This is a genomic window from Haloferax sp. Atlit-4N, assembly GCF_003383025.1.
GTDB classification, from domain to species: domain Archaea; phylum Halobacteriota; class Halobacteria; order Halobacteriales; family Haloferacaceae; genus Haloferax; species Haloferax gibbonsii.
In genome coordinates, this window is the sequence record NZ_PSYY01000001.1 from 66,902 (window position 1) to 92,745 (window position 25,844).

Consider the following 25,844-nt stretch of genomic DNA (forward strand, 5'->3'; position numbering starts at 1 on the left):
CGCGAAAGCGGTCGTTACCGCCTCTGCGGCCCGCGTCTCCGCCTCAGAGGTCCGCCTTCTGGAACGCGCGGTAGCCGAGCAGCGGCGGGACGACGATCCACGCGAGGAGGATGGCGAGGATGAACGGCCCGGTGAAGTAGAACGGAAGTGCCTCGCTGAAGGTCGCCTCGATGGCGAGTCGCTCGCCGAGTCCGGCCTTGAACAGGCGGGCGGCGACCGCGGGGCCGTACAGTTCCGCGACCAGCGTCTCGTAGGCTCGAAGCGGGTTCAGGTACTTGATGAAAAGGCGCATCTGGACGATTTGCGGCGCGGTCAGCGCGGTGAGACCGAGCTGCTCGATGACCCAGTTGACGAGCCGCGGGACGCCCGTGGCGACCGTCGACCAGAGGACGGCGAAGATGAAGTACAGCCCGACGGTGCCGAACAGCGCCTGTCGCTGGGACGCCGAGGTCGCGGAGAGCCAGACGCCGATGGAGACGAACGCCGTGGCGAGGAGCCCCGAGAGGGCGACCTGTCCCGCGTAGGAGACGAACATGACCTGCCCGCCGGTGAACAGCATCGCGAAGAGGGCGACGACGAAGCCGACGAGCATCGAGATGATGACGACGAGCGTGCGGCCGACGAGCTTTCCGAACACCACGTCGCGCCGAGAGTTCGGCAGCGACAGCAGGAGCTTGATGGTGCCCGACTCGCGCTCGTCGATGAGCGAGCCGTGGGCCGTCACGAGCGCGATGAGCGCGAGGACGAACCCGAGCATGCCCGCGTAGGAGAAGTTGAACAGCCCGCCGGGCGCGGTGGTGAGGCCGAACAGCGTCTCGGAGTTCGCGCCCGCGCCAGAGAGCAGGACGCCGTAGAACAGCGCCGTCGACCCGCCGATGAGGAGGGCGAAAAACAGCGTCAGGCCGAGGAGCCACCGCGACCGGAGAGCGTCGCGGAAGTCCTTGCGCGCGACCGATTCGAGCGTCATGCTGTCACCTCCGGTTCGCCTGCGGAGTCGTCGCCCTCGGTGTACGCGAGGAAGATGTCCTCCAGCGACGCGGAGTCAGTCTCGAAGTCGGCCACGGTCGCGCCGCCGGCCTCGACGGCCTCGATGACGCGCGACTTGGCGTCGTCGGTACAGCCGACGATGAGGCGGTCGCCGTCGGTCTCGACCGACGAGACGCCGTCGAGGGCGCGGACAGCGTCGAGGGCGGCGTCGCCGTCGACGTCGATGCGGAGAACCGAGTCGGTCTCGATTCGGCTCCGGAGCCCCTCGATGGTGTCCTCGGCGATGAGTTCGCCGTCGCGCATGATGCCGACGCGGTCACAGACCGCTTCGACCTGTCCGAGGACGTGGCTGGAGAAGAACACCGTCGCGCCGCGGTCGGCCTCGGTGCGGACGATGTCGCGCATCTCGCGCGCGCCGGCGGGGTCGAGACCGGAGGATGGCTCGTCGAGGACGAGGAGGTCGGGACTCCCGGCGAGCGCCATCGCGAGCGCGAGGCGCTGGGACATCCCCTTGGAGTAGCCGCCGGCGCGGCGGTCCGCCTCGTCGGGGTCGAGGCCGACGCGGGAGAGCAGTTCGTCGGGGTCGTCGTCGGCTTCCTTGGACTCGATGGCGAACTCGACGTGTTCGCGCCCGGTCAGCCGGTCGTACACGTCGTACCCCTCGGGGAGTACGCCGGTCCGACGCCGGACGGCCACGCTCTCGGCTTGCGCGTCGTGTCCGAGCACGCGGACGGACCCGCTCGTCGGGCGCACGAAGTCGAGAAGCATGTTGATAGTCGTCGATTTTCCGGCACCGTTGGGACCGAGGAACCCGAAGACCTCACCCTCCGCGACGGAGAACGTGAGGTCGTCGACGGCGGTGACGGCGTCGGCGTCGGACGACGGGAGGAGAGAATCGAACAGTCCCTCGTCGTCTTCGAACCGTTTCGTCACCCCGTTCAGTTCGATGGCGGCCATGGGCGGGCCTGCGTCGTACTGGGTTAAAGGGTTTTAGGTGCAAAAATCACGGGCGATAACATTCCCGCGCCGAGCGGAGGGTCAGACGGAGGAGTCACATCGCCGCAGTCGTGCGATTCGGTCGGGTTCGACGGCCGGTATCGGCGGTCGATGTCGACGGTCGGCTGTGCCGCCTCAGACCTCTTCGTCGGGTTCGTGGGAGTCGGCCATCTTCGTGGCCTCCGTCGCGTACCGCTCGCGCAGGTCGTCGTCACTTACTGGTTCGAGGTTCTCGGTCGGCGCGTCGATGGCGGCGGTCACGGTCATCCGGCGCTGGTGCATCACGGCCGCGGCGAGCTCCTTCCGGAGTTCGTACTCGCCGTCCGGCGTCGCGTAGATGAGGATGATGAGGTCCCGGTCGTCGTAGGACCGCTCGACCAACCAGAGCCGCGTCGTGTCGTCGTCGCTCATGCCCCGTGGTTCGGACGGGGTTCCCTTACGCGTGCCGGCATCGACGCCGGCCGTTCGGAACCCGGCTCAGGAGCGATTGCCCGTCAGTTCCTCGACTTCCATGGCGAGCGACGACAGCGCCTGCGTGCTCTCGTCGGTCGCGCTGACGATGCTGTCGACCGCGCCCTCGGTCTCGACGGTCCGGTCGCGCACGTCCTCGATGGTCGCGGTCAGTTCTTCGACCGCCTCGGCCTGCTCGTCGGTCGCGCGGGAGACCTCCGCGACGCCGTCCGCGGCGGTGTCGATGGAGGTGGCGATTTCCTCGAACGCCGCCAGCATCTCGGAGATGCGGTCGTCGGCGTGCTCGATGCGGTCGTTCGACTCCGTCGCCGCGTGGACCGCCTCGCCGGTCTGCGACTGGATGTCCTCTATCTGCGCGGTGATGTCTTCGGTGTGCTGGCGCGTCTCGTCGGCGAGCGACTTGACCTCCTCCGCGACGACGGCGAACCCGTCGCCGTCCTCGCCGGCGCGGGCGGCCTCGATGTTCGCGTTGAGCGCGAGCAGGTTCGTCTGTTCGGCCACCTCGGAGATGACCTCGACGACCGCCTCGATGTCGTCCATGCGGCCGCCGAGTTCGGTCACGCGGTCGACGAGCTCGTCGCCCATCGTGACGACGCTCTCGGTCGCCGCTCGCGCCTCGCTGTTGGCCTCGCGGCCCTCGGCGGTCGCCTGCCGCGCCTCCGTGGCCGCCGTGTCGACCTCGTCGGCGGTCGCGGCGACCTCCTCCATCGTCGCGCTGAACTGCTGCATCTGGGTCGCGCCCTCGTCGAGGAGGTCGCGCTGCTCTTCGACGTTATCGACGATGGCGTCGGCCGCCGAGGCGGCCCGCGTGACCGCCGCGGTCGCCGTCTCCGTCTCGTCTTCGACGTTCGACGCCAGCGTCGAGAGGTTGCGCGCCGTCTCGTTGACCGCGTCGACGACGAGATAGAGCTGGTCGTCGACGGCCCCGCTCTCGTCTATCGTCGCCCGCGCGTCGAGGTTGCCCCCGCTCAACTGGGTCAGCGTCGATTCGACCTCGGAGACGAGCGCGGCGACCTCGCGGTGGCGCTCGACTTCCGTCGTCCGGTTGCGGACGGTCTGGAGAACGCCGACGAGCTCGTCGCCCTCGTAGAGCGGCATCGCCGTGTGCCGGGCGTGGCAGTCGTCGCCGTTCACGTCCGCAAACGTCTCTTCTACGGCGTAGAGCAGGCGGTCGGGGTCGTCGAGTTCCACGCCGTCGAGCGCCGCGGCGTCGAGTGGGTTGTCGAGGACCTGCCCCGCGAGCACGCTGGCCGCGGAGTCGCCGTAGAAGGCATCACCGAGGTCGCGTCGGCCCAGCGCGGCGTCCGCGGACGTGCCGGTCAACGACTCGACGCCGGCGTTCCACGCCGCGATGCGACCCTGCTCGTCGAGGACGAACGCCGGGAGGCCGACGCCGTCGAGCAGTACGTCGTCGTCGACGTTCAAGTCCGGCGCGTCCGTGGCGGAACCGGCGACGATTCCGCCGTCCGGTAACGGAGTCTCCTCACCGAACCACGAGCGGACGCGTGAGAGTATACCAAGTGACATTAGAGGCCACGTTTCAGAGCATCACAGGAGTATCTTTCGAGCAGATTATCAAATCAGATAATTTTCGGGGCGGCGAGACGGCCGAATCGGCCGCCCCGCTGGCTCGACGCGTCAGCCTCAAGCCCTTCGCGCGGTAAGCCACCCCAGATGGACCCTGCCGCGGTCAGCGAACGAGCCAGCGCGCTTCCGTCGGACCCCGGCGTGTACCAGTTCGTCGCCGGCGACACGGTGCTGTACGTCGGGAAGGCCGTCGACATCCGCGCGCGGGTTCGGTCGTACGCCGACCCGCGGTCGGAGCGTATCTCCCGGATGGTCGACCGCGCGGAGCACATCGACTTCGCCGTTACCGACACTGAAACGCAGGCGCTCCTCCTCGAAGCCAACCTCATCAAGCGCCACCAGCCGCGCTACAACGTCCGCCTGAAGGACGACAAGTCCTACCCGCTCGTCCAACTGACGGCCCACGCGGTCCCGCGCATCGAGGTCACCCGCGAACCCGAGGACTCCGCGACCGTCTTCGGACCGTACACCGACAAGGGCCGCGTCGAGACGGTCGTGAAGGCGATTCGGGAGACCTACGGCCTCCGCGGCTGTTCTGACCACAAGTACTCGAACCGCTCGCGGCCGTGTCTCGACTACGAGATGGGGCTGTGTACGGCCCCCTGTACCGGCGAAATCGCGGAGCGCGACTACCGCGAGGACGTGGAGTCGGCGGTCCGCTTCTTCGAGGGCGAGACGGGCGTCCTCGCCGACCCGCTCCGCCGGGAGATGGAGGCGGCCTCACAGGACGCGGAGTTCGAGCGCGCCGCCAACCTCCGCGACCGGTTGGAAGTCGTCGAGTCGTTCCACGGCGCGGGCGAGGACGCCGTCTCGTCGCAGTCCGACGAGCGCGCCATCGACGTGCTCGGCGTCTCGCTCCGCGGCGACTCGGCGACCGTCGCCCGGCTCCACGCCGAGCGCGGGCAACTGGTCGACCGGACGCGGCACCACCTCGACGCCCCCGAGGGCGAAGACCGCACGGCCGCCGTCCTCTCGGCGTTCCTCGCGCAGTTCTACGCCGAACGCGAACTCCCCGACGCGGTCGTCCTCTCGGAGCATCCCGACGACGAGGACGTGGTCGCGTGGCTCGAATCGGAGGGCGTGGGCGTCCGCGTCCCCGGCGCGGGCCGCGAGGCGAAACTGATCGAACTCGCCCTGAAGAACGCCCGCCGGCGCGCCGGCCGCGACGACGGGCTCGCCACGCTCGCCCGCGAACTCGACCTCGACGTGCGACGCGTCTCCCGCATCGAGGGCTTCGACGTGAGCCACGCGCAGGGCAAGGCCGTCGTCGGCAGCGACGTGTGCTTCGTCGAGGGGAGCGCCGAAACCTCGGACTACCGCCGGCGGCGACTCCCCGAGCGCAACGACGACTACGCGAACATGCGAGAACTCGTCCGCTGGCGGGCGACCCGCGCGCTGGAAGGCCGCGACGACCGCCCGGACCCCGACTTACTCCTCATCGACGGCGGGAAGGGACAGTTGAACGCCGCGCTGGACGCCCTCGAGGAGACCGGCTGGGACGTGCCCGCCGTCGGCATCGCCAAGGACCGCGAACTGGTCGTCACGCCCGACCGGACGTTCGACTGGCCGGACGACGCGCCGCACCTGCACGTCCTCCAGCGCGTCCGCGACGAGGCCCACCGCTTCGCCGTCCAGTACCACCAGACGCTCCGCGACGAGGTGAAGACCGTCCTCGACGACGTGCCCGGCGTCGGCGAGAAGACCCGCCGGGCGCTGCTCACGCGGTTCGGCAGCGTCGAGGGCGTCCGCGAGGCGTCGGTCGAGGACCTGACGGATGTGCCCGGCGTCGGCGAGAAGACGGCCGCGGAGCTGAAGCGACGGCTCTGAGCGGGGTCGGCCGCGTCGGGTGAAAAAGACGGATTGGATTCGTCGCGCGAGCGAGCCGGAGCGGCTTACGCGATTTTGTTGTACTGGTCGCGGAGCTTCTCGGCCGCGTCGTCCATGAGGTCGGCCTCGTAGTCGTCGAGGTCCCACTCGACGACCTCCTCGATGCCGTTCGAGCCGAGCTTGACGGGGACGCCGAAGGCGGTGTCCTCGTAGCCGAACTCGCCGTCGAGGACGAGCGAGCCGGGAAGCACTTCGCCGGTGTCGTGCAGGACGGCCTCGACCATGTGGGCGACGCCGGTCGCCGGGCCCCACTGGGTCGCGCCCTTGCGCTCGATGACGTCCATGGCGGACTCCTGGAGGTCGCCGAGAATCTCGTCTTTCTCGTCGCCGGAGAAGGCGGGGTCGTTGCCGTCGACGCGGACCTTCGAGAAGACGGGCACCTGCGCGTCGCCGTGCTCGCCGAGGATGGTCGCTTCGACGTTCTTGACCGGCACGTCGAAGCGCTGGCTCAGCACGTAGCGGAAGCGGGCGGAGTCGAGTCGGCCGCCGAAGCCGATGACTTTGTGGCGGTCGCGGTCGCCCGTCTCGTAGAGGTGGCGGTTGAGCAGGTCGACGGGGTTCGACGTGGTGATGGAGACGAAGTCGTCGTTGTGCTCTGCGAGCGAGGAGCCGATGTCGTCCATGATGGGGGCGTTGTCGCCCGCGAGGTCGATGCGGGTCTGTCCCGGCTGCCGCGGGATGCCCGCCGTGATGACGACCACGTCGGAGCCGGCGGTGTCCTCGTAGCCGCCCTGCGTCACGACCGTGTTGGAGTCGTACGCGATGCCGTGGTTCGTGTCCGCCGCCTGTCCGACCGTCTTGTCTTCCATCTTCGGGATGTCGACGAACACGAGTTCGTCACAGACATCGCGAAGCGCGAGGTTGTACCCAGCCGCGGCGCCGACCGTCCCGGCCGCACCAATCACGCTAACTTTCGTCATACCACATTAACCAGGCTGTGGATTCCGAGTAAACGTTTCGAAACGGGCACCGAAGCGCCGTCTGTCGATTATCTGTTCGTCAGTCGTCGAATTTCGACCGACAGCGGCGGGGTGTCCTCGGCCGCGAGAGCCGGTGAGACCGCCGGTGACGAAACCACCCGAGCGACGCCGTGGGGTTTTTCGACGCACGTCGCGTCCACACGCACATGAGCGACTTCGATAAGGAAGCAGAGCGGCAGCGACTTCGGGAGAAGTACGAGCGAGACGAGACGAAGCGCCGTTCGACCCAGCGCATGAGCGAGTTGCTCCTCAAGGGCGCGACGATGACGAACAAGCACTGCGACAACTGCGGCGACCCGCTGTTCCGCTACGAGGGACAGGTGTTCTGTCCGACCTGTCAGGCCGAGGGGCAGGTCGCGGCGAATGCGGACCAAGACGCCGAGCAGGCCGCCGAGGCGGCCGTCGAAGCCGACCCGGTCGAAGGCGGGGTCGAGGCCTCGTCCGGCGGAGCGACCGAGTCCGTAGAGCGCGCCGATGCGGCGGCCGACCCTGCGGCGGTCACCGCCGAGGCGTCGGACTCCGAGCGACCGCAGGCCGGAACGCGACAGCCGGCGCAGGGCCAAGGAACCCGCGTCGCCGACGAGGCGCGCCGTGACCCCACCGGCGCGAACGGGCGCGCTGCGACCCCGTCAGCGCGAACCGCAGGCGAGCAGCGGGCGACCGGGCAGCGTGCACGCCGCGAGGTCGCCGGCGACGTCACCGACGCGCGCGAGTCGCTCGTGCGGACGCTGACGTGGGCCGCCGAGCGCGCCGAGTCGACCGACGACCCGCGGCGGGCGACCGAGTATCTGACCGCCGCGCGCGAGGCCGCCGAGGCCATCTCCGCGCTCGACCGATAACCGACCGGCGCACCGCTATCGCTCTCGGCGGTTGAAATCAACACGCTTCGGTCCCTCTGTTTCGGAGAAGCGCACTCATCCGCGCTCAGCGATACTCCGCCCCGACGACCTCGCGGATTCGCTCGGCGGTGACTTGGCCGACGCCGCGGACCTCTTTGAGGTCGTCCTCGTTGGCGGTCATGACCGCCTCGACGCTCCCGAACGCTTCGAGCAGCGTCCGCGCCGTGACCGGGCCGATGTCGGCGATGGCCGAGACGACGTACTCCTGTTGCTCGTCGAGCGTCTTCGCGCTCTTGCCGCCGTGGACGCTCACGGTGCGCTCGCGGTCCGTCTGCTCGCGGGTGGCGATGGTCGCCAGCATCTCCGCGGTGTCGTCTTCGTCCTCCGTGAACAGCACGCTCACGTTGAAATCGACCGCGACCGACGACAGCGCCCCGCGAATCGCGCCGGGGTGGATGTTCCGCTCCTCGTAGAGACCACGACCCTCGATGATGAGAAGCGGCCGGGCGTAGTGACGCGTGAGGTCCGCTATCTGCTCGAATATCGAGCGGTCGCCGCCCGTGAGCGTGTCGAGGAAGTCCGAGACGCTCTTTCGCTCGACCGCGACGCGGTCCGAGAGGACGTAGTCGCCGACCGCGAGCGTCTCCAACCGGGTCGTCAGGTCCTCGCGCTTCGAGAGAGTGCGGGCGATGTTGGAGTCGAGTTCGCGCTGGTCGACGACGATTTCGACGGTCTCCTCGTCGTCCGTTCCCGCCGCGGCGACGGTGGCCGGGTCGTCCGCCTCGTCGCCGTCGCCGTCGTTTTCATCGTCGCCGTCGTCGTCGTCGCCGTCCGCCCGCGCCAACTCCTCGTCGGAGGGACCGAAGTCGGCGAGGCCCGACTGCCCGTCCGAGTCGGTCGCCGCGGCGACCGCGGTCTCTCCGTTCGTGGCGGTCGACGCGGCGGCTGATTCAGCGGCCGATTCCGCGTCCGACGCCACGTTTGCATCGTCACCGGCCGCGGCGTCAACCCCCTCGTTTCCGGTGGAACTCCCGGCGTTGCCGGCGGAACTGCCGTCGTCGCCCGCGAACGCCGAGAGGTCGCGCTGGGAGGGGTCGAGTTCGGCTTCGAGGTCGTCGGCCGCGCCCTTGAGGTCGCGAAGCTCGTTTTGCATCGTCTTCTCGCGGCGGCGCGATATCCAGAAGTACGCCTCGTCGCGGGTGTCCTCCGCGAGGAGGACGACCACGCGACCGTCGGCCTGACGACCGGTCCGACCCTTCCGCTGGATGGACCGGATGGCCGTCGGCACGGGTTCGAAAAAGAGCACGAGGTCGACCTCGGGCACGTCGAGGCCCTCCTCCGCGACGGAGGTCGAGACCAGCACCTCGAACTCGCCGCTTCGGAACTTGTCGAGGGTCTCCTGCTGTTCCTTCTGCGTCATCCCGTCGGAGCCCTCGCGGTCGCCCTGTCCGACGAACCGCCGGACCGAGAAGCTCTCCGAGAGGAACTCCGTGAGCGCCTCGGCCGTGTCGCGGGACTCGGTGAAGACGATGACGCGCTCGCCGTCCTGAATGCCGAGCGTCTCCGCGAGGAGGATGCGCGTCTTCCTGAACTTCGGGTGGAGGCCGTCGAACGACTCGGCTTTCCGCATCGCCTCGCGGACCTTCGGTTCGGCGACGAGTCGCTGGCTGGCCTTCGACGCGCCCGACGACCGGGCGGCGTTGCGCTGGCGCTCGAAGTACCGCCGGACCGACTCGACCGACTGGGTCTCGACGAGCTCGACCGCCCGGCGGAGCTTCATCACCTCCGCGTGCGTGGACATACCCTTGTAGCCCTCCGACTTGTCGGCGTTCATCAGTCGCTGTAGCTCCGCGCGCATCCGGTTGAGCTTCTTCTGGGAGATATCGGGCTTCGTCGACTTGGTGACGCCCAACTGCTTGAGTTTCTCCAGGCGGTCGGTGATGACCTCGTTGAGGGCGTCGCGTATCTCCAGAATCTCGTCGGGGAGCTGGATGCGGTTCCACTCCACGTCCGTGTCGTGGGTGTACTCCGACACGTCGGCGTCCTCCTCGGTCATCACCTCCACGTCGACGATGCCGAGGTTCTCACAGACTTCGAGGATGGCCTCCTCGTCGCCGCCCGGCGAGGCGCTCATCCCCGTGACGAGCGGGTCTTCGGCGTCGGCGTGGTAACGCTCCGCGATGTAGACGTAGGCGTAGTCGCCGCTCGCGCGGTGGCACTCGTCGAAGGTGAGGTGCGTCACGTCCCGAAGCGAAATACGGTTGCCGATGAGGTCGTTTTCGATGACCTGCGGCGTGGCGATAACTATCTGGGCCTCCTGCCAGAGTTCGGCCCGGTCGTCGGGCCGAACGTCGCCGGTGAAGACGACGATTTCGTCGTCCGGGACGTTCAGCGCCTCGCGGTAGAAGTCGGCGTGCTGCTGGACGAGCGGCTTCGTGGGCGCGAGAAACAGCGACTTCCCGCCGACGTCGTGGAGCCGCTGGGCCGTGACGAGCAGGCTGACGGTCGTCTTCCCGAGGCCGGTGGGAAGACAGACCAGCGTGTGGCCGTTGCGCGCGGTACCGGCGAGGCGAATCTGGTAGAGCCGTCGCTCGATGAACGACGGCGCGAGTAGCGGGTGGTCCACGTACGCAACGTCCTCGGAGGCCGGCATCGGTGACGATTACTCGTCCTCGCCGATAAGGGTTCGCAGAGCGGGGTGAAAGTAAAGCGGTCCGCCGGTGGAAACCGCGGCGGTCGTTACCCCGCGCTGTCGGCGGTGTCGAGGTCGGGGTCGTCTGGTCGCGCGGACGGGAGCGACGCTCCGAGGAGCGACGCCCACTCGGCGACCTTTTCGTTGTGCGGATTGGACATAGCGCTTCCCCAAGGAGATATACTCTCAACTATCGTATATAACGATTGTGCCGATTCGACGGACGGACTCGTCCGCGGGACCGAACGGCCGGCGTTCCACCGGAAACAACGGGGTCGGAAAATCAGTTCGACGCGAGGAACGCGCTCAGTCTTCGCGGTTACCCGGTCCCCACGAGTCCGGGACTTCGATGACGTAGCGGCCGTCCTCGCGGAGCGAGATGATGTACTCGTCGCGGTCGTACAGTTCCATGAGATTGAGTTCGTACTGACCGGGATTGACGATTTTGATGCTCTCGAACTGGTCGTTGAGCTCCTCGCGGAGCTGGTCCAGGTTGGGTCGGTCGTCTGACGACGGCTCGATGACCGTACCGTCCGCGTCCGTGGGTGCGGCGTCCGCGGGCTGACCGGCGGCCGCGTCGGGGTCGGGGCCGGAAGGCGCTTCGGACGGCGTCTCCGCCGGCGAGTCGCGCCGGTTCGCGTCGGCAGCGGCGAGTTCCTCGGGGGTGACGACGTCGCTCCGCGCGCTCTTCTGGGAGTTGTCTTCGTCCGTCTCGCGCGCGTTGATTTTCCCCGGCTCGCGGTTCGGGGGCGAATCCGGTCCCCGCGAGCGGCTGGCCTGCTCCGAGGCCGATTGGGCCCGCGATTCGTTCCGCGATGCTTCCGGATCCTGCGGGTCTGCCCCCGGAGACTCGCCGGGCGCAGACGGCCATTCGCCCCAACCGCGGGGTTTGGCTTCGGGGTCGTCGACCGCGTCGCTTGCGTCGGCCGCGTCGGTCGGCGACGGCTCGTTCTGGGTCGAGCCGGCGGCATCGACAGTCTCGGTTCGCTGTGAGGCGTCCGCGTCCGCATTCGCGTTCGCCCAGTCGCTGACGGTCATCGACTCCTCGTCGGTCGTGTCGGGGTGGGACTGCTGCTGCGCGCGGTCTCGGACGGCGTCGGCCGCCGAGGAGGTCAGGTCCCGCGTTCCGGCGCCGCCCGTCGACGTCGCGTCGTCGCTCGCGCTCGCGGGAGCGCTCCCGCTCGATGCGGGCTTGAACTGAAACTTGTTGCCGCCGCAGCTCGGGCACCCCGAGAGCATCTCCTTCGAGCCGTCGGGGAACACCTTACCGCACGTGGTGCATTGATGTGGCATTGATAGATGTTGACGCCGGATGGCGCGTGAGGGCGTTCGTGGGACCCCCTACTTTCGCGAGACGAGCGCGCTGATGAGATTCTCGTCCTTGTGTAGCGTCTGAATCTGGTTCGCGGGACCGATGACGGTGAGCTTCTGGGTCGACTGTCGGCCCATGAGCCGGTCGAGGAAGCTCTGGTCTGCGGTCTGCGAACGCGGGTACGTCTCGATTTCGATTCCGTTGAACTCGTCGGGGCTTATCTCGGCCATCGTGACCTCGATGAGCTTCGACTCCTCGTCGGGCGAAAGGCCCTCCTCGAGGATGACGATGTTGCCGTCGCGGACGCCGTCGAGGATGAGCCGAATCTTCTCCATGCTCGTGAGGTTTGCCATCCGATTCCCGCTGAAGAGGTCTATCTGGACCCCGTCGGAGCCGTTGTCGGAGGCGGTTGCTTCAGGCATGGTGAATCACGCGAAGTACTCCGCGATTTTGGCGTACACTTCGTCCATGTTCTCCCCTTCGAGCGCCGACAACTCGACTGTTTCGTGCTGTGGGTACGCGTTCGCGATGCGCTCGACGTTCGAGTCTTCGAGGTCGATCTTGTTCGCGAAGATGAGCACGGGCAGGTCCTGGCTCTCGATGATGCCGATGAGCATCGTGTTGACCTGCGATATCGGGTCCTTCGTGCTGTCGAGCACGTAGATGACGCCGTCGACGTCCTCGCGGAGCCAGTGCATGGCCTCGGCGACGCCCTCGGTCGCCTCGCGGGACCGGCGGACGGCGTCGTCTTTCTCCATGTCGTGTTCGAGGAATTCCTTGTAATCGACCTTCGTCGTGACACCCGGCGTGTCGACGATGTCGATGGTGACTTTCTTGCCGTTCCGCTCGATTTCGACGTTCTCTTTCCGCCTGGCGCGGCGAGTCTCGTGAGGGATGTGGCTCTCGGGACCGATGGCGTCACCGGTCCAGTCACGGGCGATACGGTTTGCGAGAGTCGTCTTCCCGGCGTTGGGCGGGCCATATATACCGATCCGCTTCGGCTCGCTCTCCGAAAAGAGCCGGTCGACGACTCGTGAGATGCTGTCTCTTAAATCTGTGAGCAGTCCCATCCTGGGCCTCCCGCACCTCCCGAACGCGTCGTGGAGGGCGTATGGAGGTATCACCCAACCGGACTCACTTAAGCACTACGTCAGACACCAGTCACGTGGGAGACAAGACGACAGAAAGGAGCGTCGTGGACGAGGGTCAGTTCGATAAAACGAGGTCGGGCAACGAGAAACGAGAGACGAGCGCTTGTTCACCGAGTATAATGTAACTGATACTAAAACGGTTCGAGCCGAATCCGTATTGCAGTTTATGGTTACTTTGCGCGCACACGTGCGTAACTTGGACATACGACGAACGGAGAATCTCCTGAATGTGCCGAACAGTTCCTGAAAACACCGAGCCGGTCTCTCCCCCGATCTGTCGTCACCTTAGTCTCTGCGGACAAGACACGGGGTTGACACTATTTGGTAGACGCGAAACGGTCGGGGGAACACCCCCACCCCTTCGTTTCGGGTGGAACGGCCCGAAGGGGTGGGTGGGGGGAGACCGCTAGACGGCGGTGGGACGTTAATTCTATTCTAGGGGAGTACAATAATATCTCTTTTTGGCCCAGTACGGTTACGGTATGACAATATAAGTAATAAAACTATCTGTATCTAAAGACCACCGAGACCCCCTCCCCACCCTCTCACGCCTCCACCCGAAACGAAGGGGTGTGGGGGATTCGAGCCCCAGGGGTTTCCCGTCGAACTGGAGAACACCCACTTAATTGCAGAGGAAACCAAGGGGTTAGGACGGTCGCTAAAATCCTCAGACCCTCGATTTCTCCGGAAGCGTGTTTTGCCCGTTTCCACACGAAACGAAGGGGTCTCGGGGACCGATTTTTCTCGTCGGACGTCCACTCAACTCCGAGTTCCACTCCACCCACGCGGACCGGTGGGTTTCGCGTCGACCGGGAGTCCGGTGTGGTGCCGCCCGGGTGTCCGGTGCGCAACTGCCGTTCGTCGAAATCCACCACTATCGCTCGGAGTCTCGACGCGTCCCGCGGTTCGATTCGACAGAGTGCGATTGTTCGAACCGATCCGTTTCACCTCGATGCCACTGTACCCAATTCCCTCCGTCCCAGCCAGCCGACTCATTCGATCAGCTCTATCCGACTCCCGACCCCATCCGACTACGTTCTCCGATCGACTCGAACTACTCGTCTCATCCGAACCCTTCCTCACCCATCCCTGACTCCCGGCCGTGGTTTCGACTCCGAGACGTTCCGCTCTCGGTGTCGATACGACCTGCCGACCCCATCGACTGACCCCCGGCTGACCCTCAGCTGACTCCCGACTTCCAACCGACGACCCCAATCGTCTGACGAGTGACGACCTCGACCGACTGACGACTCCAACCGGCGCTTCCGGACAGTGGTCGCGAGGAGTCTCCGTCCCCCGAGCGAATCGAGCGCTCGTGTTGAAACGGTCCCGTCCGGCCGAGTTCCGGTCGAACGACGGCAGACGAGTCGGAGAAGTAAGATTTTTGTACCGACTGTTCGTTTGGTTCCTTTGCATCATCTGGAATCGCCTTCTTCGGCGTGACGCGCAGATGCCGACTACCACCGGCCTCACGCACCGTATGCGCCGCTGCGGGCGACTATTCCACTTGAAACAAAGGGGTATTCACGATGGACGAGGAAGAGAATCCGCGAGGCGGCGCACGAGGAGAAGTCGGGAACAGCACGTCGGACGACAGCGCCGTCGACGGCGACTCCGGCGATGCACCCAGTACCGACGCGTCCGCTGACGATGCGTCCTCCGAGACACCGACACCAGCCGCCGAGGACGACGTCTCCCCCGAAGACATCGACATTCAGGCGAGCATCGGCCCCGACGCCGACGCGCCCGACGAGGACCTCGACCAGCACAAAGACCCCGACGTCGGTCTCGACAAGGTCGTCCTCAACGACGACGAGGGTTCGAAGGGACTGTTCGACGACCTCCTCGCCGGCGAGCCGATTTTCGAGAACAAGGAAGTCCTTCGCCCGTCGTACACCCCGCACGAACTCCCTCACCGGACCGACCAGATAAACCAGATGGCGACGATTCTCGTCTCCGCCCTGCGCGGGGAGACGCCGTCGAACATCCTCATCTACGGGAAGACGGGGACCGGGAAGACCGCGAGCGCGAAGTTCGTCAGCCAGGAACTCGAATCCACCTCCCAGAAGTACGACGTGCCCTGCGAGGTCGAGTACATCAACTGCGAGGTGACGGACACGCAGTACCGCGTGCTCGCGCAGTTGGCGAACAAGTTCATCGAGAAGAACGTCGAGCGCATCGAGGCCGAACAGGAACGCCTCGACGAGATGCGAACCCGGGCGACGGAAGACCCGAACGCCCTCGCGGACACGCCCTACGACTCCATCGCCGAGATAGACGAGCGCGCGGCGGAACTCGACGACGACGCCGACGAGATGGAGACGGTGCCGATGACCGGGTGGCCGACCGACCGGGTCTACACGACGTTCTTCGACGCCGTCGACTACAAGGAGCGCGTGGTCGTCATCATGCTCGACGAAATCGACAAACTGGTCGAGAAGTCGGGCGACGACACCCTCTACAACCTCTCGCGGATGAACTCCGAACTCGACAACTCCCGCATCTCCATCATGGGTATCTCGAACGACCTGAAGTTCACCGACTTCCTCGACCCCCGGGTCAAGTCGAGCCTCGGCGAGGAGGAAATCGTCTTCCCGCCGTACGACGCGAACCAGCTCCGCGACATCCTCCAGCACCGCGCCGACGTGGCGTTCAAGCCCGGCGCGCTCACCGACGACGTGATTCCGCTGTGCGCCGCCTTCGCCGCGCAGGAACACGGTGACGCCCGGCGCGCGCTCGACCTGCTCCGCACGGCCGGCGAGCTCGCAGAGCGCGGGCAGGCCGACACCGTCGAGGAGGCACACGTCCGGCAGGCGCAGGACAAAATCGAACTCGACCGGGTGGTCGAGGTCGTCCGTACCCTCCCCACGCAGTCGAAAATCGTCCTCTTCGCCATCATCCTCCTGGAGAAAAACGGCGTCCGCAACATCAACACCGGCGAGGTGTTCAACATCTACAAGCGCCTCTGCGAGGAGATCGACGCCGACGTACTCACCCAGCGCCGCGTCACCGACCTCATCTCGGAACTCGACATGCTCGGCATCGTCAACGCCGTCGTCGTCTCGAAGGGTCGCTACGGCCGGACCAAGGAAATCAGCCTTTCTGTCCCCATCGACGAGACCGAGGCCGTCCTGCTGACGGACTCCCGGCTCGGCGACATCGAGAGCGCACAGCCGTTCGTGCAGGCGCGGTTCGACAACTAAACGACAACCGTCGCTCTCTGACCGGAGCCGTCGTAGAAGTTCTGCTCTGCTTAGTTCTTCTCTGCTTAGTTCTGCTCTGCTTAGTCCTGCTTACCGAACCCGGGTCACGCCGCGACCGCGTCGCCGTGCACTGCTGTCTTCGACGTCTCGACCGGAAGCGGTGCCGTCGTCGCTACGTTGGCGACCGTCGGCTCCGCCGTCGTCACGTCGACGGATTCGACGGAATCAACGGAATCAATCGACACGGGCGCGACCGGCGTCGTCGTCGCCATCGAGTTGGCGAGCGTCAGGCGGACCCAGCCGAGAAGCGGGATGCGGACCCGCGCGACGCCTTGAACCCACTCGGGTCGGACCGGGTCGGCGATGCCGCTCACCTGGTCGTACCGCGGGTTGTTGTCGCCTTTCGTGATGAAGCCGGCGTACTCCGCGGGACAGTTGGCGAGTTCTCGACAGTTGTCGGCCGACATGTACTCGGGGTTCGCCCGGTCGTACCAGTTCTCCCCTTCGTCGACCCAGAACATCGCCCGGTGGATAATCGGGGGCCCTGCCGACCCGGGGTCGTCGTAGACGATGACGCTGCCGGGGCCGCCGAACTTCCGATAGTCGACCTCCGCGCCCGTCTCGGCGGTGACGACGGCAGTTCCCTCGACGGACGCGTCCGGGGCGTACCGGTCCGGTCCCGTGATGAACACGAGGTCGCCTTTGTGCATGTGCGGTTCCATGCTCCCGCTTTCGACGGCGACCATCGGCGGCCACACGCCGCTCACCGCGAACAGGAACAACCCGACGGCCAACACGGCGAGCGCGCTCGTCAGGACTTCGCGGACGAACAGCAGCGGCCCCTCCTCTGCCGTCCGGAGCCGAGTTAGTACGCCTTCGTCGGAGGCGGGACCGCGCCGCGGTTCGGGGGAGGGCGGGCGACCGTCGTCGTCACTCATCACTCCCAGTTTACCCGGACTGGGTTTCAACGTTCTGGGTTTCGGCATCCTTTTTGCCGCGTGTCGCACACTCCGGGTGTGCCACTGGAGACGCCGGCGCGCATCGTCCGGGCGCTCGTCGGTCGCGGCTACAACGCCGAACGCGAGGCCGTGACCCTCATCGCCGGCTCCGACGACCCCGGCCGAACCCTCGCCCGCGTCGTCGAAGCCGTCCCGGACGACGCGCTTCGCATCACCGCCGACCACGTCCGCGAGGTGCTCGCGTCCGCCCCCGCCGCGGACCCGCCGGGAACGGAATCGACCGGCCCGGCCGCCGCGCGGGCTACGGACGCCGACGCGTCTGCCACCGCCGCGTCAGACCCCCCTGTTTCCGCTGCAACATCGCACGACAACGCGGACCACACCGCTCAATCGACTCCAGCCGAAGCCGAGGGAGAGCCGACCGGACGAAACGTCGACCCGGCGCTTCGGTCCCTCGAAATCGCCAACGACATGACGGGCCAGTCGACGGGAACCGGCGAGTACGACGACTTCGTGAAGGTGTTCCGCGACCGCTACGAGAAACTCTCGAAGATGCTCCGCGGGCGCGTCAACCACCGCCCCGCGAAGGCCATCTCGAACATGTCCGGCGGCGAGGATGCGGAGCTCATCGGCCTCGTCGACGACGTTCGCTCCACCAAGAGCGGCCACTGGATTATCGAACTCGAAGACACGACGGGGACGTTCCCCTGTCTCGTGATGAAGGACAAGGACATCGCGGGCTACGTCGACGAACTCCTCATGGACGAGTGCATCGCGGTGCAGGGGACGCTCTCGGGCGACGCGGGCATCCTCTTCGTCGACTCGATGCACTTCCCCGACGTGCCGCGGAGCCACCGCCCCAACACCGCCGACAGGGACGTGCAGGCGGCGCTCATCTCGGACGTCCACGTCGGCAGCCAGGAGTTCATGGCCGACGCGTGGAACCGGTTCGCGGACTGGCTCCACACCGAGGAGGCGGAGCGCATCGAGTACCTCCTCATCGCCGGCGACATGGTCGAGGGCGTCGGCGTCTATCCGAATCAGGACGAGGAACTCGACGTCATCGACATCTACGAGCAGTACGAGTCGTTCTCGGAGCACCTCAAATCGGTGCCCGGCGACCTCGACATCGTGATGATTCCGGGCAACCACGACGCCGTCCGACTCGCGGAGCCACAGCCCGGCTTCGACGACGAACTCCGCGACATCATGTCGGCCCACGACGCTCGAATCACGAGCAATCCCTCGATGATCACGCTCGAAGGGGTCAACGTTCTCATGTACCACGGCGTCTCGCTCGACGAGGTCATCGCCGAGCTGCCGGCGGATAAGGCGAGTTACGACGAGCCGCACAAGGCGATGTATCAGCTCCTGAAAAAGCGCCACGTCGCGCCGCAGTTCGGGGGCCACACCCGCCTCGCGCCCGAGGAACTCGACTACCTCGTCATGGAGGACGTGCCCGACATCTTCCACACCGGCCACGTCCACAAGCTCGGGTGGGGCAAGTACCACAACGTTCTCGCGGTCAACTCCGGCTGCTGGCAGGCCCAGACCGACTTCCAGAAGTCCGTCAACATCGACCCCGACGCCGGCTACGCCCCCATCGTCGACCTCGACACGCTGAACATGACGGTTCGGAAGTTCTCCTGAGACGGCGACTGCGCGGTTTTCCTGTGCCGTCGACTCGTTTCCCGCCCTTCGTGCGCCCTGATAGCACGCCGGATGTGCGGGGGTCGGGACCATTCCGCCGTCGGTTTTTATCCGCGACGCGCGCAGAACCGGTGATGACTGACGACGCGCTGTTCGACGCGACGAGCCTGAACGACCTGTCGCTCGCTAACCGGGCCGGGTTGGCACCGATGACGCGTATCAGCGCCACCGACGAGGGGTTGGCGACGAACGAGATGGCCCACTACTACCGGAAGTTCGCCGACGGCGGGTTCGGATTCCTCGTCACCGAGGGCGTCTACACGGACGACGCGTACAGCCAGGGCTATCTGAACCAGCCGGGGCTCGTCACCGACGACCACGTCGAGGCGTGGACGAACGTCACGGACGCCGTCCACGAGGTCGACACGCCGATTTTCGCGCAGTTGATGCACGCCGGGGCGCAGTCGCAGGGGAACCCGCACCTCGACGGCGACCGGACGCTCGCGCCCTCCGCGGTCCAGCCCGACGGCCAGAAGGCGGAGGCCTACGGCGGAAGCGGCGAGTTCGCCGTCCCGAAGGCGGCCGACGAGGCGGACCTCGAAACCGCTCGTGAGGGCTTCGTACAGGCGGCGAGGAACGCGGTCGAAGCCGGCTTCGACGGCGTGGAACTCCACGGCGCGAACGGCTATCTGCTCAACGAGTTCCTCGCGGCGGACGCGAACCAGCGCGACGACGAGTACGGCGGCGGGCCCGAGTCTCGCGTCAAGTTCCCCGCCGAGGTCCTTTCTGCGGTCGCCGACGCTGTCCCCGAGGAGTTCGTCGTCGGCGTCCGCGTCTCGCAGGAGAAAGTGACCGACGGCGACTACGAGTGGCCCGAGGGCGAGGACGCGGCCGCGGTCTTCTTCGAGGCGCTCTCGGCCGCCGGAGCCGACTACGTCCACACGACCGAGACCGACGCGACGAGCCCGACCTTCGGCGCGGACGGTCCCTCGCTCGCGGAGGCGGCCGCCGAACACGTCGCGGACGACACGGTCGTCATCGCCAACGGCGGTCTCGGCGACCCCGACGCGGCGCGGGCCGCCGTCGACGCCGGCGCGGACCTGTTCACGCTGGGGACGAGCGCGCTGGCCAATCCGGACTGGCCGGCGCGCGTGGCCGCCGGCGACGGCCTCGACGCCTTCGACCCGGCGAAGTTCCTCGCGCCGACTGCCGGGCTCTCGGACCACGAGGTTCCGTCGGACTCGCCGGTCGCCGACGACTGACGCGCGCTCGACGCGGGTTTTCTGCCGACGGACCGACGACCGAACCCCTTCGCTTCCACTCGAACTCCCGCCTTTGCGACGTTTCTCGGCGTTTCCTGTTTCGGACACCGCGACGCCGACTCGACTACCCGAGCGTCACGTCGAGGTAGAGCATCACGACGACGCCGACCATCGTCCCGAAGGTCGCCACGCGCTCGTGGCCGTTCGAGTGCGTCTCGGGGACGATTTCGTCGGAGATGACGAACAGCATCGCGCCGGCGGCGAAGCCCATCGCGTAGGGGAGCAGCGCCGAGGCGTACTGGATGGCCCACGCGCCGAAGACGGAGAGCGGAATCTCCACGAGGCCGGCGCGGATGCCCGCGAACGTCGCGTAGGTCGTGTTCCGGAGGCCGGCGTTGACGGCGGCGATGGAGACCGCCAGTCCCTCGGGGATGTTCTGGATGCCGATGGCGAGCATCAGCGGGATTGCCGTCCCGAGGTCGCCGGAGCCGAAGCCGACCCCGACGGCGAGGCCCTCGGGCATGTTGTGGATGGTGATGGCGACGATAAACAGGATAACCGAGGCCATCTTCGTTTCCGTCTCAGGGGCGTCCGTCCGGGTCTTGCCGGTCACGAGGATGTGGACGTGCGGAATCCACAGGTCCGCTTGGTCGAGGACGACGACGCCGATGACGAAGCCGACGAGGACGGGAATCGGACTCCCGCCCGCCGCCTCGATGCCGGGGAGGATGAGGCTCGTGAAACTCGCGGCGAGCATGACGCCGGCGGCGAAGCCGAGAAGCGTGTCGAGCGAGCGCTTCGAGGGGTCGCGCCAGACGAGAATGAGAAGCGCGCCCAGCATGTTCATGCCGGCGATGACGATGCCCCCGAGGAGGCCCTGCATCACGGGGTTCGACCCCGCGAGCGAGACGAACAGTTCCTCGACCGCGGTCACGGTCGTCTCACTTCCGGCGGTTGGTTTCCGTGTCGGTCGGTCATGGGCCACCAAACGAGAGGGAGGTATGTATGCCCTCCGTCGGTTCTCGCCGACCGCGCCCTCGTTGCGCGCGACGGGAGCGAACTGGGCGGCCGCGACCCGCGGGCTGGATTACCCCGTCTCGTCGAGGACGTACCGGACGGTCGGCGCACCCTCGAACCGGGGGCCGTGACCCACCCGGTCGAACCCGGCGTGCTCGACCGCGTCACACAGCGGCCGCTCGGATTCGAGGACGAGCACCTCGACCGGCAGGCTCTCGGCGCTGGCGAAGCGGAGCGGCTCTTCGAGCAGCCGTCGCACCGCCGGCTCGGTCCCGCCGAGTCGGGTGACGTGGAGGACGCCGTCGCGGACGTCGAAGCCGACGAACCCGAGCACCGGTTCGTCGTCGGCCGGCGCGTCGGCGTTCGGGTCGGAGCCCGTGTCGGCGGTGGCGAGACGGACCGTCCGGTCGCGTATCAGCCGCCGCATCGCCCGTATCGGCGCGTCCGCGACGGCGGCGAGCGCCTCGGCGTCGGTGTCCACGGCGTCTCTGACATCCATGCCCGAACGTACCGCGCCTTCGGTGATAAATCTCCGCACGCGAGGCGGCGGTACGAGCCGTCTCGTCGCCGGATTCGCGGGTGACGGCAACGGTTGAACCGGAGGACATAGTTATACGTCCCCCCGCGTTAGCCCCTCGCATGTTTACCAACGAAGCCCCGAAGCGACGCGACGCACCGGAGGGACGATGCGCGTAGTCGCGAAGTTCGGCGGCACCTCGCTCGGTAGCGGCGACCGAATCAACCGCGCCGCGGACTCCATCGCCGCGGCCGTCGAACACGGCCACGAAATCGCCGTCGTCGCCTCCGCGATGGGCTCGACGACCGACGACCTCCTCGACGAAATCAAGTTCGAGGCCGACGACCGCGACCGAGCCGAAATCGTCTCGATGGGCGAGCGGACCAGCGTGCGCATGCTCAAGGCGGCGCTCGCCGCCCGCGGCGTCAACGCCCTGTTCGTCGAACCCGGCACCGACGAGTGGCCGGTCATCACGAACGACCTCGGCGAGGTCGACGTCGAGGCGACCCGAGAGCGGGCCGCGAAGCTCGCCGCCGAACTCGACGGCGTCGTCCCGGTCATCACCGGCTTCCTCGCGCAGAACCACGACGGCGAAATCACGACGCTCGGCCGCGGCGGCTCCGACACCTCCGCCGTGATGCTCGGCAACTACATGGACGCCGACGAGGTCGTCATCGTGACCGACGTGGAGGGCGTCATGACCGGCGACCCGCGCGTCGTCGAAGGCGCGCGCAACGTCGGCCGCATCACCGTCGACGAGCTCCGGAACCTCTCGTTCCGCGGGGCAGAAGTCGTCGCGCCGTCCGCGCTCTCGTACAAGGACGCGGCGCTCGACGTTCGGGTCGTCCACTACCAGCACGGCGACCTGCTCACCGGCGGGACGCTCATCGAAGGCGAGTTCCACAACCTCATCGACATGCAGGAAGAGCCCCTCGCGTGTCTCACCGTCGCCGGGCGAGCGATTCGCAACCGGCCGGGAATCCTCGCGGACCTCTCGGCAGCCCTCCGAGAAGAGGACATCAACGTCGACTCGGTCGCCTCCGGGATGGACTCTATCACGTTCTACGTCCTCGAAGACGACTCCGACCGGGCCGAGGCCGTCCTCCACGACCGCGTCGTCGCCGACGACGCGCTGTCTTCGGTCACCGTCGAAGACGACATCGCCGTCGTCCGCGTCACCGGCGGCGAACTCCCGAACCGCCCCGGCGTCATCCTCGACATCGTTCAGCCGCTGTCCGACGCCGGCATCAACATCCACGACGCCATCACCTCCGCGACCTCCGTCGCAATCTTCGTGGCGTGGGACGACCGCGAGGAGACGCTCGGCATCATCCAAGACAAGTTCTGAGCCCGCTCCTCGGCTCGATTCCGTTTTCACGCAGTCGTTTCCGCCAGCGACGCCGAACAGTCGGCAGTATCCGACGGTCGGCGTGGGCGGTTCGTGGCGATAGCGGAACAGCCGGCGACACCGATGCACATTCCCGTCCACGAGCGCAGAAAATCGGTCGTCGTCCCTCGATTTTCCGCCTGCCGATTACTTCACGCTCGCGGGTCTATTGCGGGCATGAAATCGTACAAGGCGAAGATGGTCGAGCCCATCGAACTCCCCTCGCGCGAGGAGCGCGAGGCCGCCCTCGAACGGGCCGGCTACAACGCGTTCAACCTCGACGCCCGCGACGTGTACATCGACCTCTTGACCGACTCGGGGACGGGCACCATGTCCGCAGAGCAGTGGGCGGCGATGATTCGCGGCGACGAGGCCTACGCGGGCAGCGAGTCGTTCGCCCGACTCGCGGAGTCGGTCCGCGACGTGATGGGCTTCGAGCACGTCGTGCCGACCCATCAGGGCCGCGGCGCGGAGAACGTCCTCTACGGCGTCCTCCTGGAGGACGGCGACGTGGTGCCGAACAACTCGCACTTCGATACGACCCGGGCCCACATCGTCAATCAGGGCGCGGAGCCGGTCGACTGTCCGTCGCCCGCCGCCCGCGACCCGAACTCCACGGAGTCGTTCAAGGGTAACTTCGACATCGACGCGGGCTACGCGCTCGTCGAGGAGGTCGGCGCCGACGCGATTCCCGTCGTCGTCCTCACCATCACGAACAACTCCGTCGCCGGCCAGCCGGTCTCGATGGCGAACATCCGCGCCACCGCCGAGTTCGCACGCGACATCGACGCCATGTTCGTCATCGACGCCTGCCGGTTCGCCGAGAACGCCCACTTCATCAAGACCCACGAGGCGGGCTACGAGAACCGCTCGGTCGCCGAAATCGCCCGCGCGCAGTTCGAACACGCCGACGCGATTACGATGTCCGGCAAGAAGGACGCGCTCGTCAACATCGGCGGCTTCGCCGCGATGCGCGACGAGACGGTGTTCGAACACGCGAAGCAGCGCGCCATCCTCTACGAGGGCTTTCCCACCTACGGCGGCCTCTCGGGCCGCGACATCGAGGCGATGGCCGTCGGCCTCCGCGAGGCCGTCACGCCGCCGTACGTGTCTGACCGCGTCGAGCAGGTGGCCGAACTGGGCGACCTCCTCGTCGAGGCGGGCGTCCCCGTCTACCAGCCGACCGGCGGCCACGCGGTCTATCTCGACGCCGGCGAGGTGTTCCCGCACATCCCGAAAGACGAGTTCCCCGGACAGGAACTCGTCTGCGCGCTCTATCTCGAAGGCGGCGTCCGCGGCGTCGAACTCGGTGGCTTCGCGTTCCCCGGCACCGACCGCCCGGACCTCGTGCGCCTCGCACTCCCGCGGCGCACTTACAGCCGCGAACACCTCGAACACGTCGCCGAGACGGCCGCGAAGGTGATGGACTCCGCCGGCGACTACGGCGGTCTCGAAATCGTCGAGGAGCCGCCGATGAAGGAGCTTCGGCACTTCTCGGCGCGGCTCGAACCGGTGTCGAACTGACGGCTTCAGGACGCCTACTCGATTTCGTCCCTATTTTCCCTATTTTCCCTATTTTCCCTATTTTCCCTCGTACAGCCGACTCGCCAGTCGCTCCGGCAGGCCGACCTCGCGCACACGCTCGGCGACGCGGTCGATGTCGTAGTTGACGCGCTCCGCCTCGATTTCCATCGCGTCGAGGTCGGCGACCGCGTAGGCCGCCCGCGGGTCGCCGTCGCGGGGCTGGCCGACGCTTCCGGGGTTCAGGACGATTCCGTCGTCGTAGATTCGGTGGCCCTGCACGTGGGTGTGACCCAACACCAGCAGGTCCTCGCCGTCGAGGAGCGACGGCGCGAAGTCGTCGGGGTAGGTGTAGCGGTCGGGGTGGTCGGGGTGGCCGTGAGCGAGTTTGACCCGGCCGTCGGCGACGTGTCGGGTTTTCGGAAGTGAGGATAGCCACTCCATCGACGCCGGGGAGAGCGCGTCGCGGGCGTAGTCGACGCCCGCGGCCGCCATGCTGTTGAAGCGGAAGCCGGTCCCCGACGTGACCGCGCGGTCGTGGTTCCCCGAGACCGTCGGCACGTCCCGTTCGGCGAGTTCGGACACGCACTCCTCGGGCCACGGGTTGTAGCCGACCACGTCGCCGGCGCAGACCAGTCGGTCGACCGGCGGCATCGATTCGAGCACCGCGTCGAGTGCCGGGAGGTTCCCGTGCACGTCCGAGATGACGCCCAGACGCATGGCTCGGTGTACGGGTGCGCGGCTGAAAAGTTCCGGGCCGGTCGCGGTCGAGCGCTCGCCCGCGGCGGGACGCCGACAGTTGCGTTACTCGCCGTTGTGGAAGGCGGTCTCGACCGAGTCGTCGACGGTCGCGGCGGCGGCGCAGACGGCGTGTTCGAACTCGTGGTCGTAGAGTTCGCGGGCCGCGTCGGCCGCGGTCTCCGCGTCGAGGTCGAACGCGCGCGGGTCGTCTTCCTCGTAGGTCGCCACGAGCGTGGGTTCGGAGACGGCCTCCACGACGAGCGCGTCCTTTCGGACGATGCCGATGAACGCCTCGTCGTCGCCGACGACGCCCGCGATTCGGGGCGTGTCGTAGTCGTCTTTCTCGTAGTCGAGCGCGAGCAGAATCTCGGCGAGGGCGTCGCGCGGCGGGTAGCCGAGGTCGAGTTTCTCCGCGATGGGGTCGACCTGCGAACCGTTGCCGACGACGACGTAGTCGCCGCCCTCGCGGACGCAGTTGTAGGCGATGTAGGGGTTATCGGTCTCGGGAGCGTCGGGCGTCGGCCCGACGGTCAGGGCTCCGTCCCGGTCGACGACCTGTCGGTTCGGGAAGGACCGAGAGGAGACGCGATACGCACCGATTCCGGGGCCAACGACGACGAAACGTCCGACGTACATACACGAGAGTGGATAGAATAGGGGCAAATAGTTGGCGGTTTATGCACGT

At 67.1% G+C, this 25,844-nt stretch carries 21 protein-coding genes; 7 read left to right on the forward strand and 14 right to left on the reverse strand.

The window, feature by feature from the left end:
- Positions 1–43: 43 nt before the first annotated feature.
- The 4 genes from C5C07_RS00330 to C5C07_RS00345 form a co-directional block, all read right to left on the reverse strand.
- Entirely contained in the window at positions 44–967 is a 924-nt protein-coding gene (locus tag C5C07_RS00330) for an ABC transporter permease (protein WP_004974092.1), read from the reverse strand.
- Complete coding sequence (locus tag C5C07_RS00335; RefSeq protein WP_004974090.1) at positions 964–1,944, reverse strand: ABC transporter ATP-binding protein; 981 nt, start codon at positions 1,942–1,944, stop codon at positions 964–966. The genes C5C07_RS00330 and C5C07_RS00335 overlap by 4 nt, the downstream gene beginning before the upstream one ends.
- A gap of 174 nt (positions 1,945–2,118) precedes the next feature.
- Complete coding sequence (locus C5C07_RS00340) at positions 2,119–2,394, reverse strand: hypothetical protein (protein ID WP_004974087.1); 276 nt, start codon at positions 2,392–2,394, stop codon at positions 2,119–2,121.
- A 66-nt stretch (positions 2,395–2,460) separates the two neighbouring features.
- The gene (locus C5C07_RS00345) at positions 2,461–3,981 is read right to left on the reverse strand and encodes a methyl-accepting chemotaxis protein (RefSeq protein ID WP_004974085.1); all 1,521 of its coding nucleotides are present in this window, start codon (positions 3,979–3,981) and stop codon (positions 2,461–2,463) included.
- 147 nt (positions 3,982–4,128) lie between these two features.
- Here C5C07_RS00345 and C5C07_RS00350 point away from each other — a divergent pair, with 147 nt between their 5' ends.
- On the forward strand, positions 4,129–5,868 hold the full coding sequence (locus tag C5C07_RS00350; protein WP_115804348.1) for an excinuclease ABC subunit C: 1,740 nt from the start codon (positions 4,129–4,131) through the stop codon (positions 5,866–5,868).
- Positions 5,869–5,933: 65 nt separating this feature from the next.
- Here the strand turns inward: C5C07_RS00350 and mdh are convergent, their stop codons facing one another.
- Positions 5,934–6,848, reverse strand: coding sequence for a malate dehydrogenase (gene mdh / locus C5C07_RS00355; RefSeq protein ID WP_049905028.1), 915 nt, complete (start codon positions 6,846–6,848; stop codon positions 5,934–5,936).
- Between the two features lie 206 nt (positions 6,849–7,054).
- Between mdh and C5C07_RS00360 the strand changes: the two genes are divergently transcribed.
- Positions 7,055–7,747 carry an Sjogren's syndrome/scleroderma autoantigen 1 family protein gene (locus tag C5C07_RS00360; protein WP_004974079.1) on the forward strand — a complete coding sequence of 231 codons (693 nt, stop codon included), beginning with the start codon at positions 7,055–7,057 and terminating at the stop codon, positions 7,745–7,747.
- Between the two features lie 85 nt (positions 7,748–7,832).
- On the opposite strand, the gene C5C07_RS00365 is transcribed toward C5C07_RS00360, so the two are convergent.
- From C5C07_RS00365 to C5C07_RS00380, 4 genes are all read right to left on the reverse strand, one after another.
- The gene (locus C5C07_RS00365; RefSeq protein WP_115804349.1) at positions 7,833–10,400 is read right to left on the reverse strand and encodes a DEAD/DEAH box helicase; all 2,568 of its coding nucleotides are present in this window, start codon (positions 10,398–10,400) and stop codon (positions 7,833–7,835) included.
- Positions 10,401–10,745: 345 nt separating this feature from the next.
- Complete coding sequence (locus C5C07_RS00370) at positions 10,746–11,732, reverse strand: Zn-ribbon containing protein (protein ID WP_115804350.1); 987 nt, start codon at positions 11,730–11,732, stop codon at positions 10,746–10,748.
- A gap of 48 nt (positions 11,733–11,780) precedes the next feature.
- Positions 11,781–12,173 carry a DUF2073 domain-containing protein gene (locus tag C5C07_RS00375; RefSeq protein WP_004044951.1) on the reverse strand — a complete coding sequence of 131 codons (393 nt, stop codon included), beginning with the start codon at positions 12,171–12,173 and terminating at the stop codon, positions 11,781–11,783.
- A 6-nt stretch (positions 12,174–12,179) separates the two neighbouring features.
- Positions 12,180–12,821: an Era-like GTP-binding protein gene (locus C5C07_RS00380; protein ID WP_004974066.1), complete on the reverse strand. Its 642-nt coding sequence runs from the start codon at positions 12,819–12,821 to the stop codon at positions 12,180–12,182.
- Positions 12,822–14,431: 1,610 nt separating this feature from the next.
- Here C5C07_RS00380 and C5C07_RS00385 point away from each other — a divergent pair.
- Entirely contained in the window at positions 14,432–16,105 is a 1,674-nt protein-coding gene (locus C5C07_RS00385; RefSeq protein WP_004974065.1) for a Cdc6/Cdc18 family protein, read from the forward strand.
- Between the two features lie 104 nt (positions 16,106–16,209).
- Here C5C07_RS00385 and C5C07_RS00390 read toward each other — a convergent pair whose 3' ends face one another.
- Positions 16,210–17,043, reverse strand: coding sequence for a S26 family signal peptidase (locus C5C07_RS00390; protein WP_199522714.1), 834 nt, complete (start codon positions 17,041–17,043; stop codon positions 16,210–16,212).
- 78 nt (positions 17,044–17,121) lie between these two features.
- Here C5C07_RS00390 and C5C07_RS00395 point away from each other — a divergent pair, with 78 nt between their 5' ends.
- Positions 17,122–18,714 carry a DNA-directed DNA polymerase II small subunit gene (locus C5C07_RS00395; protein WP_050458399.1) on the forward strand — a complete coding sequence of 531 codons (1,593 nt, stop codon included), beginning with the start codon at positions 17,122–17,124 and terminating at the stop codon, positions 18,712–18,714.
- Positions 18,715–18,848: 134 nt separating this feature from the next.
- Positions 18,849–19,976, forward strand: a complete 1,128-nt coding sequence (locus tag C5C07_RS00400) for an NADH:flavin oxidoreductase (protein ID WP_115804351.1) — start codon at positions 18,849–18,851, stop codon at positions 19,974–19,976.
- Positions 19,977–20,100: 124 nt separating this feature from the next.
- On the opposite strand, the gene C5C07_RS00405 is transcribed toward C5C07_RS00400, so the two are convergent.
- Complete coding sequence (locus tag C5C07_RS00405) at positions 20,101–20,910, reverse strand: ZIP family metal transporter (RefSeq protein ID WP_115804352.1); 810 nt, start codon at positions 20,908–20,910, stop codon at positions 20,101–20,103.
- A gap of 153 nt (positions 20,911–21,063) precedes the next feature.
- Positions 21,064–21,492, reverse strand: a complete 429-nt coding sequence (locus C5C07_RS00410) for a hypothetical protein (RefSeq protein WP_004974055.1) — start codon at positions 21,490–21,492, stop codon at positions 21,064–21,066.
- A 187-nt stretch (positions 21,493–21,679) separates the two neighbouring features.
- Between C5C07_RS00410 and C5C07_RS00415 the strand changes: the two genes are divergently transcribed.
- Together C5C07_RS00415 and C5C07_RS00420 are read left to right on the forward strand one after the other, a co-directional pair.
- Positions 21,680–22,858, forward strand: coding sequence for an aspartate kinase (locus C5C07_RS00415; RefSeq protein WP_004974053.1), 1,179 nt, complete (start codon positions 21,680–21,682; stop codon positions 22,856–22,858).
- Positions 22,859–23,074: 216 nt separating this feature from the next.
- Positions 23,075–24,421, forward strand: coding sequence for a tryptophanase (locus C5C07_RS00420; RefSeq protein ID WP_115804353.1), 1,347 nt, complete (start codon positions 23,075–23,077; stop codon positions 24,419–24,421).
- A 57-nt stretch (positions 24,422–24,478) separates the two neighbouring features.
- Here C5C07_RS00420 and C5C07_RS00425 read toward each other — a convergent pair whose 3' ends face one another.
- Positions 24,479–25,138, reverse strand: a complete 660-nt coding sequence (locus tag C5C07_RS00425) for a metallophosphoesterase (RefSeq protein WP_050458403.1) — start codon at positions 25,136–25,138, stop codon at positions 24,479–24,481.
- Positions 25,139–25,222: 84 nt separating this feature from the next.
- Positions 25,223–25,795, reverse strand: a complete 573-nt coding sequence (locus C5C07_RS00430; RefSeq protein WP_115804354.1) for an IMP cyclohydrolase — start codon at positions 25,793–25,795, stop codon at positions 25,223–25,225.
- Positions 25,796–25,844 lie beyond the last annotated feature (49 nt).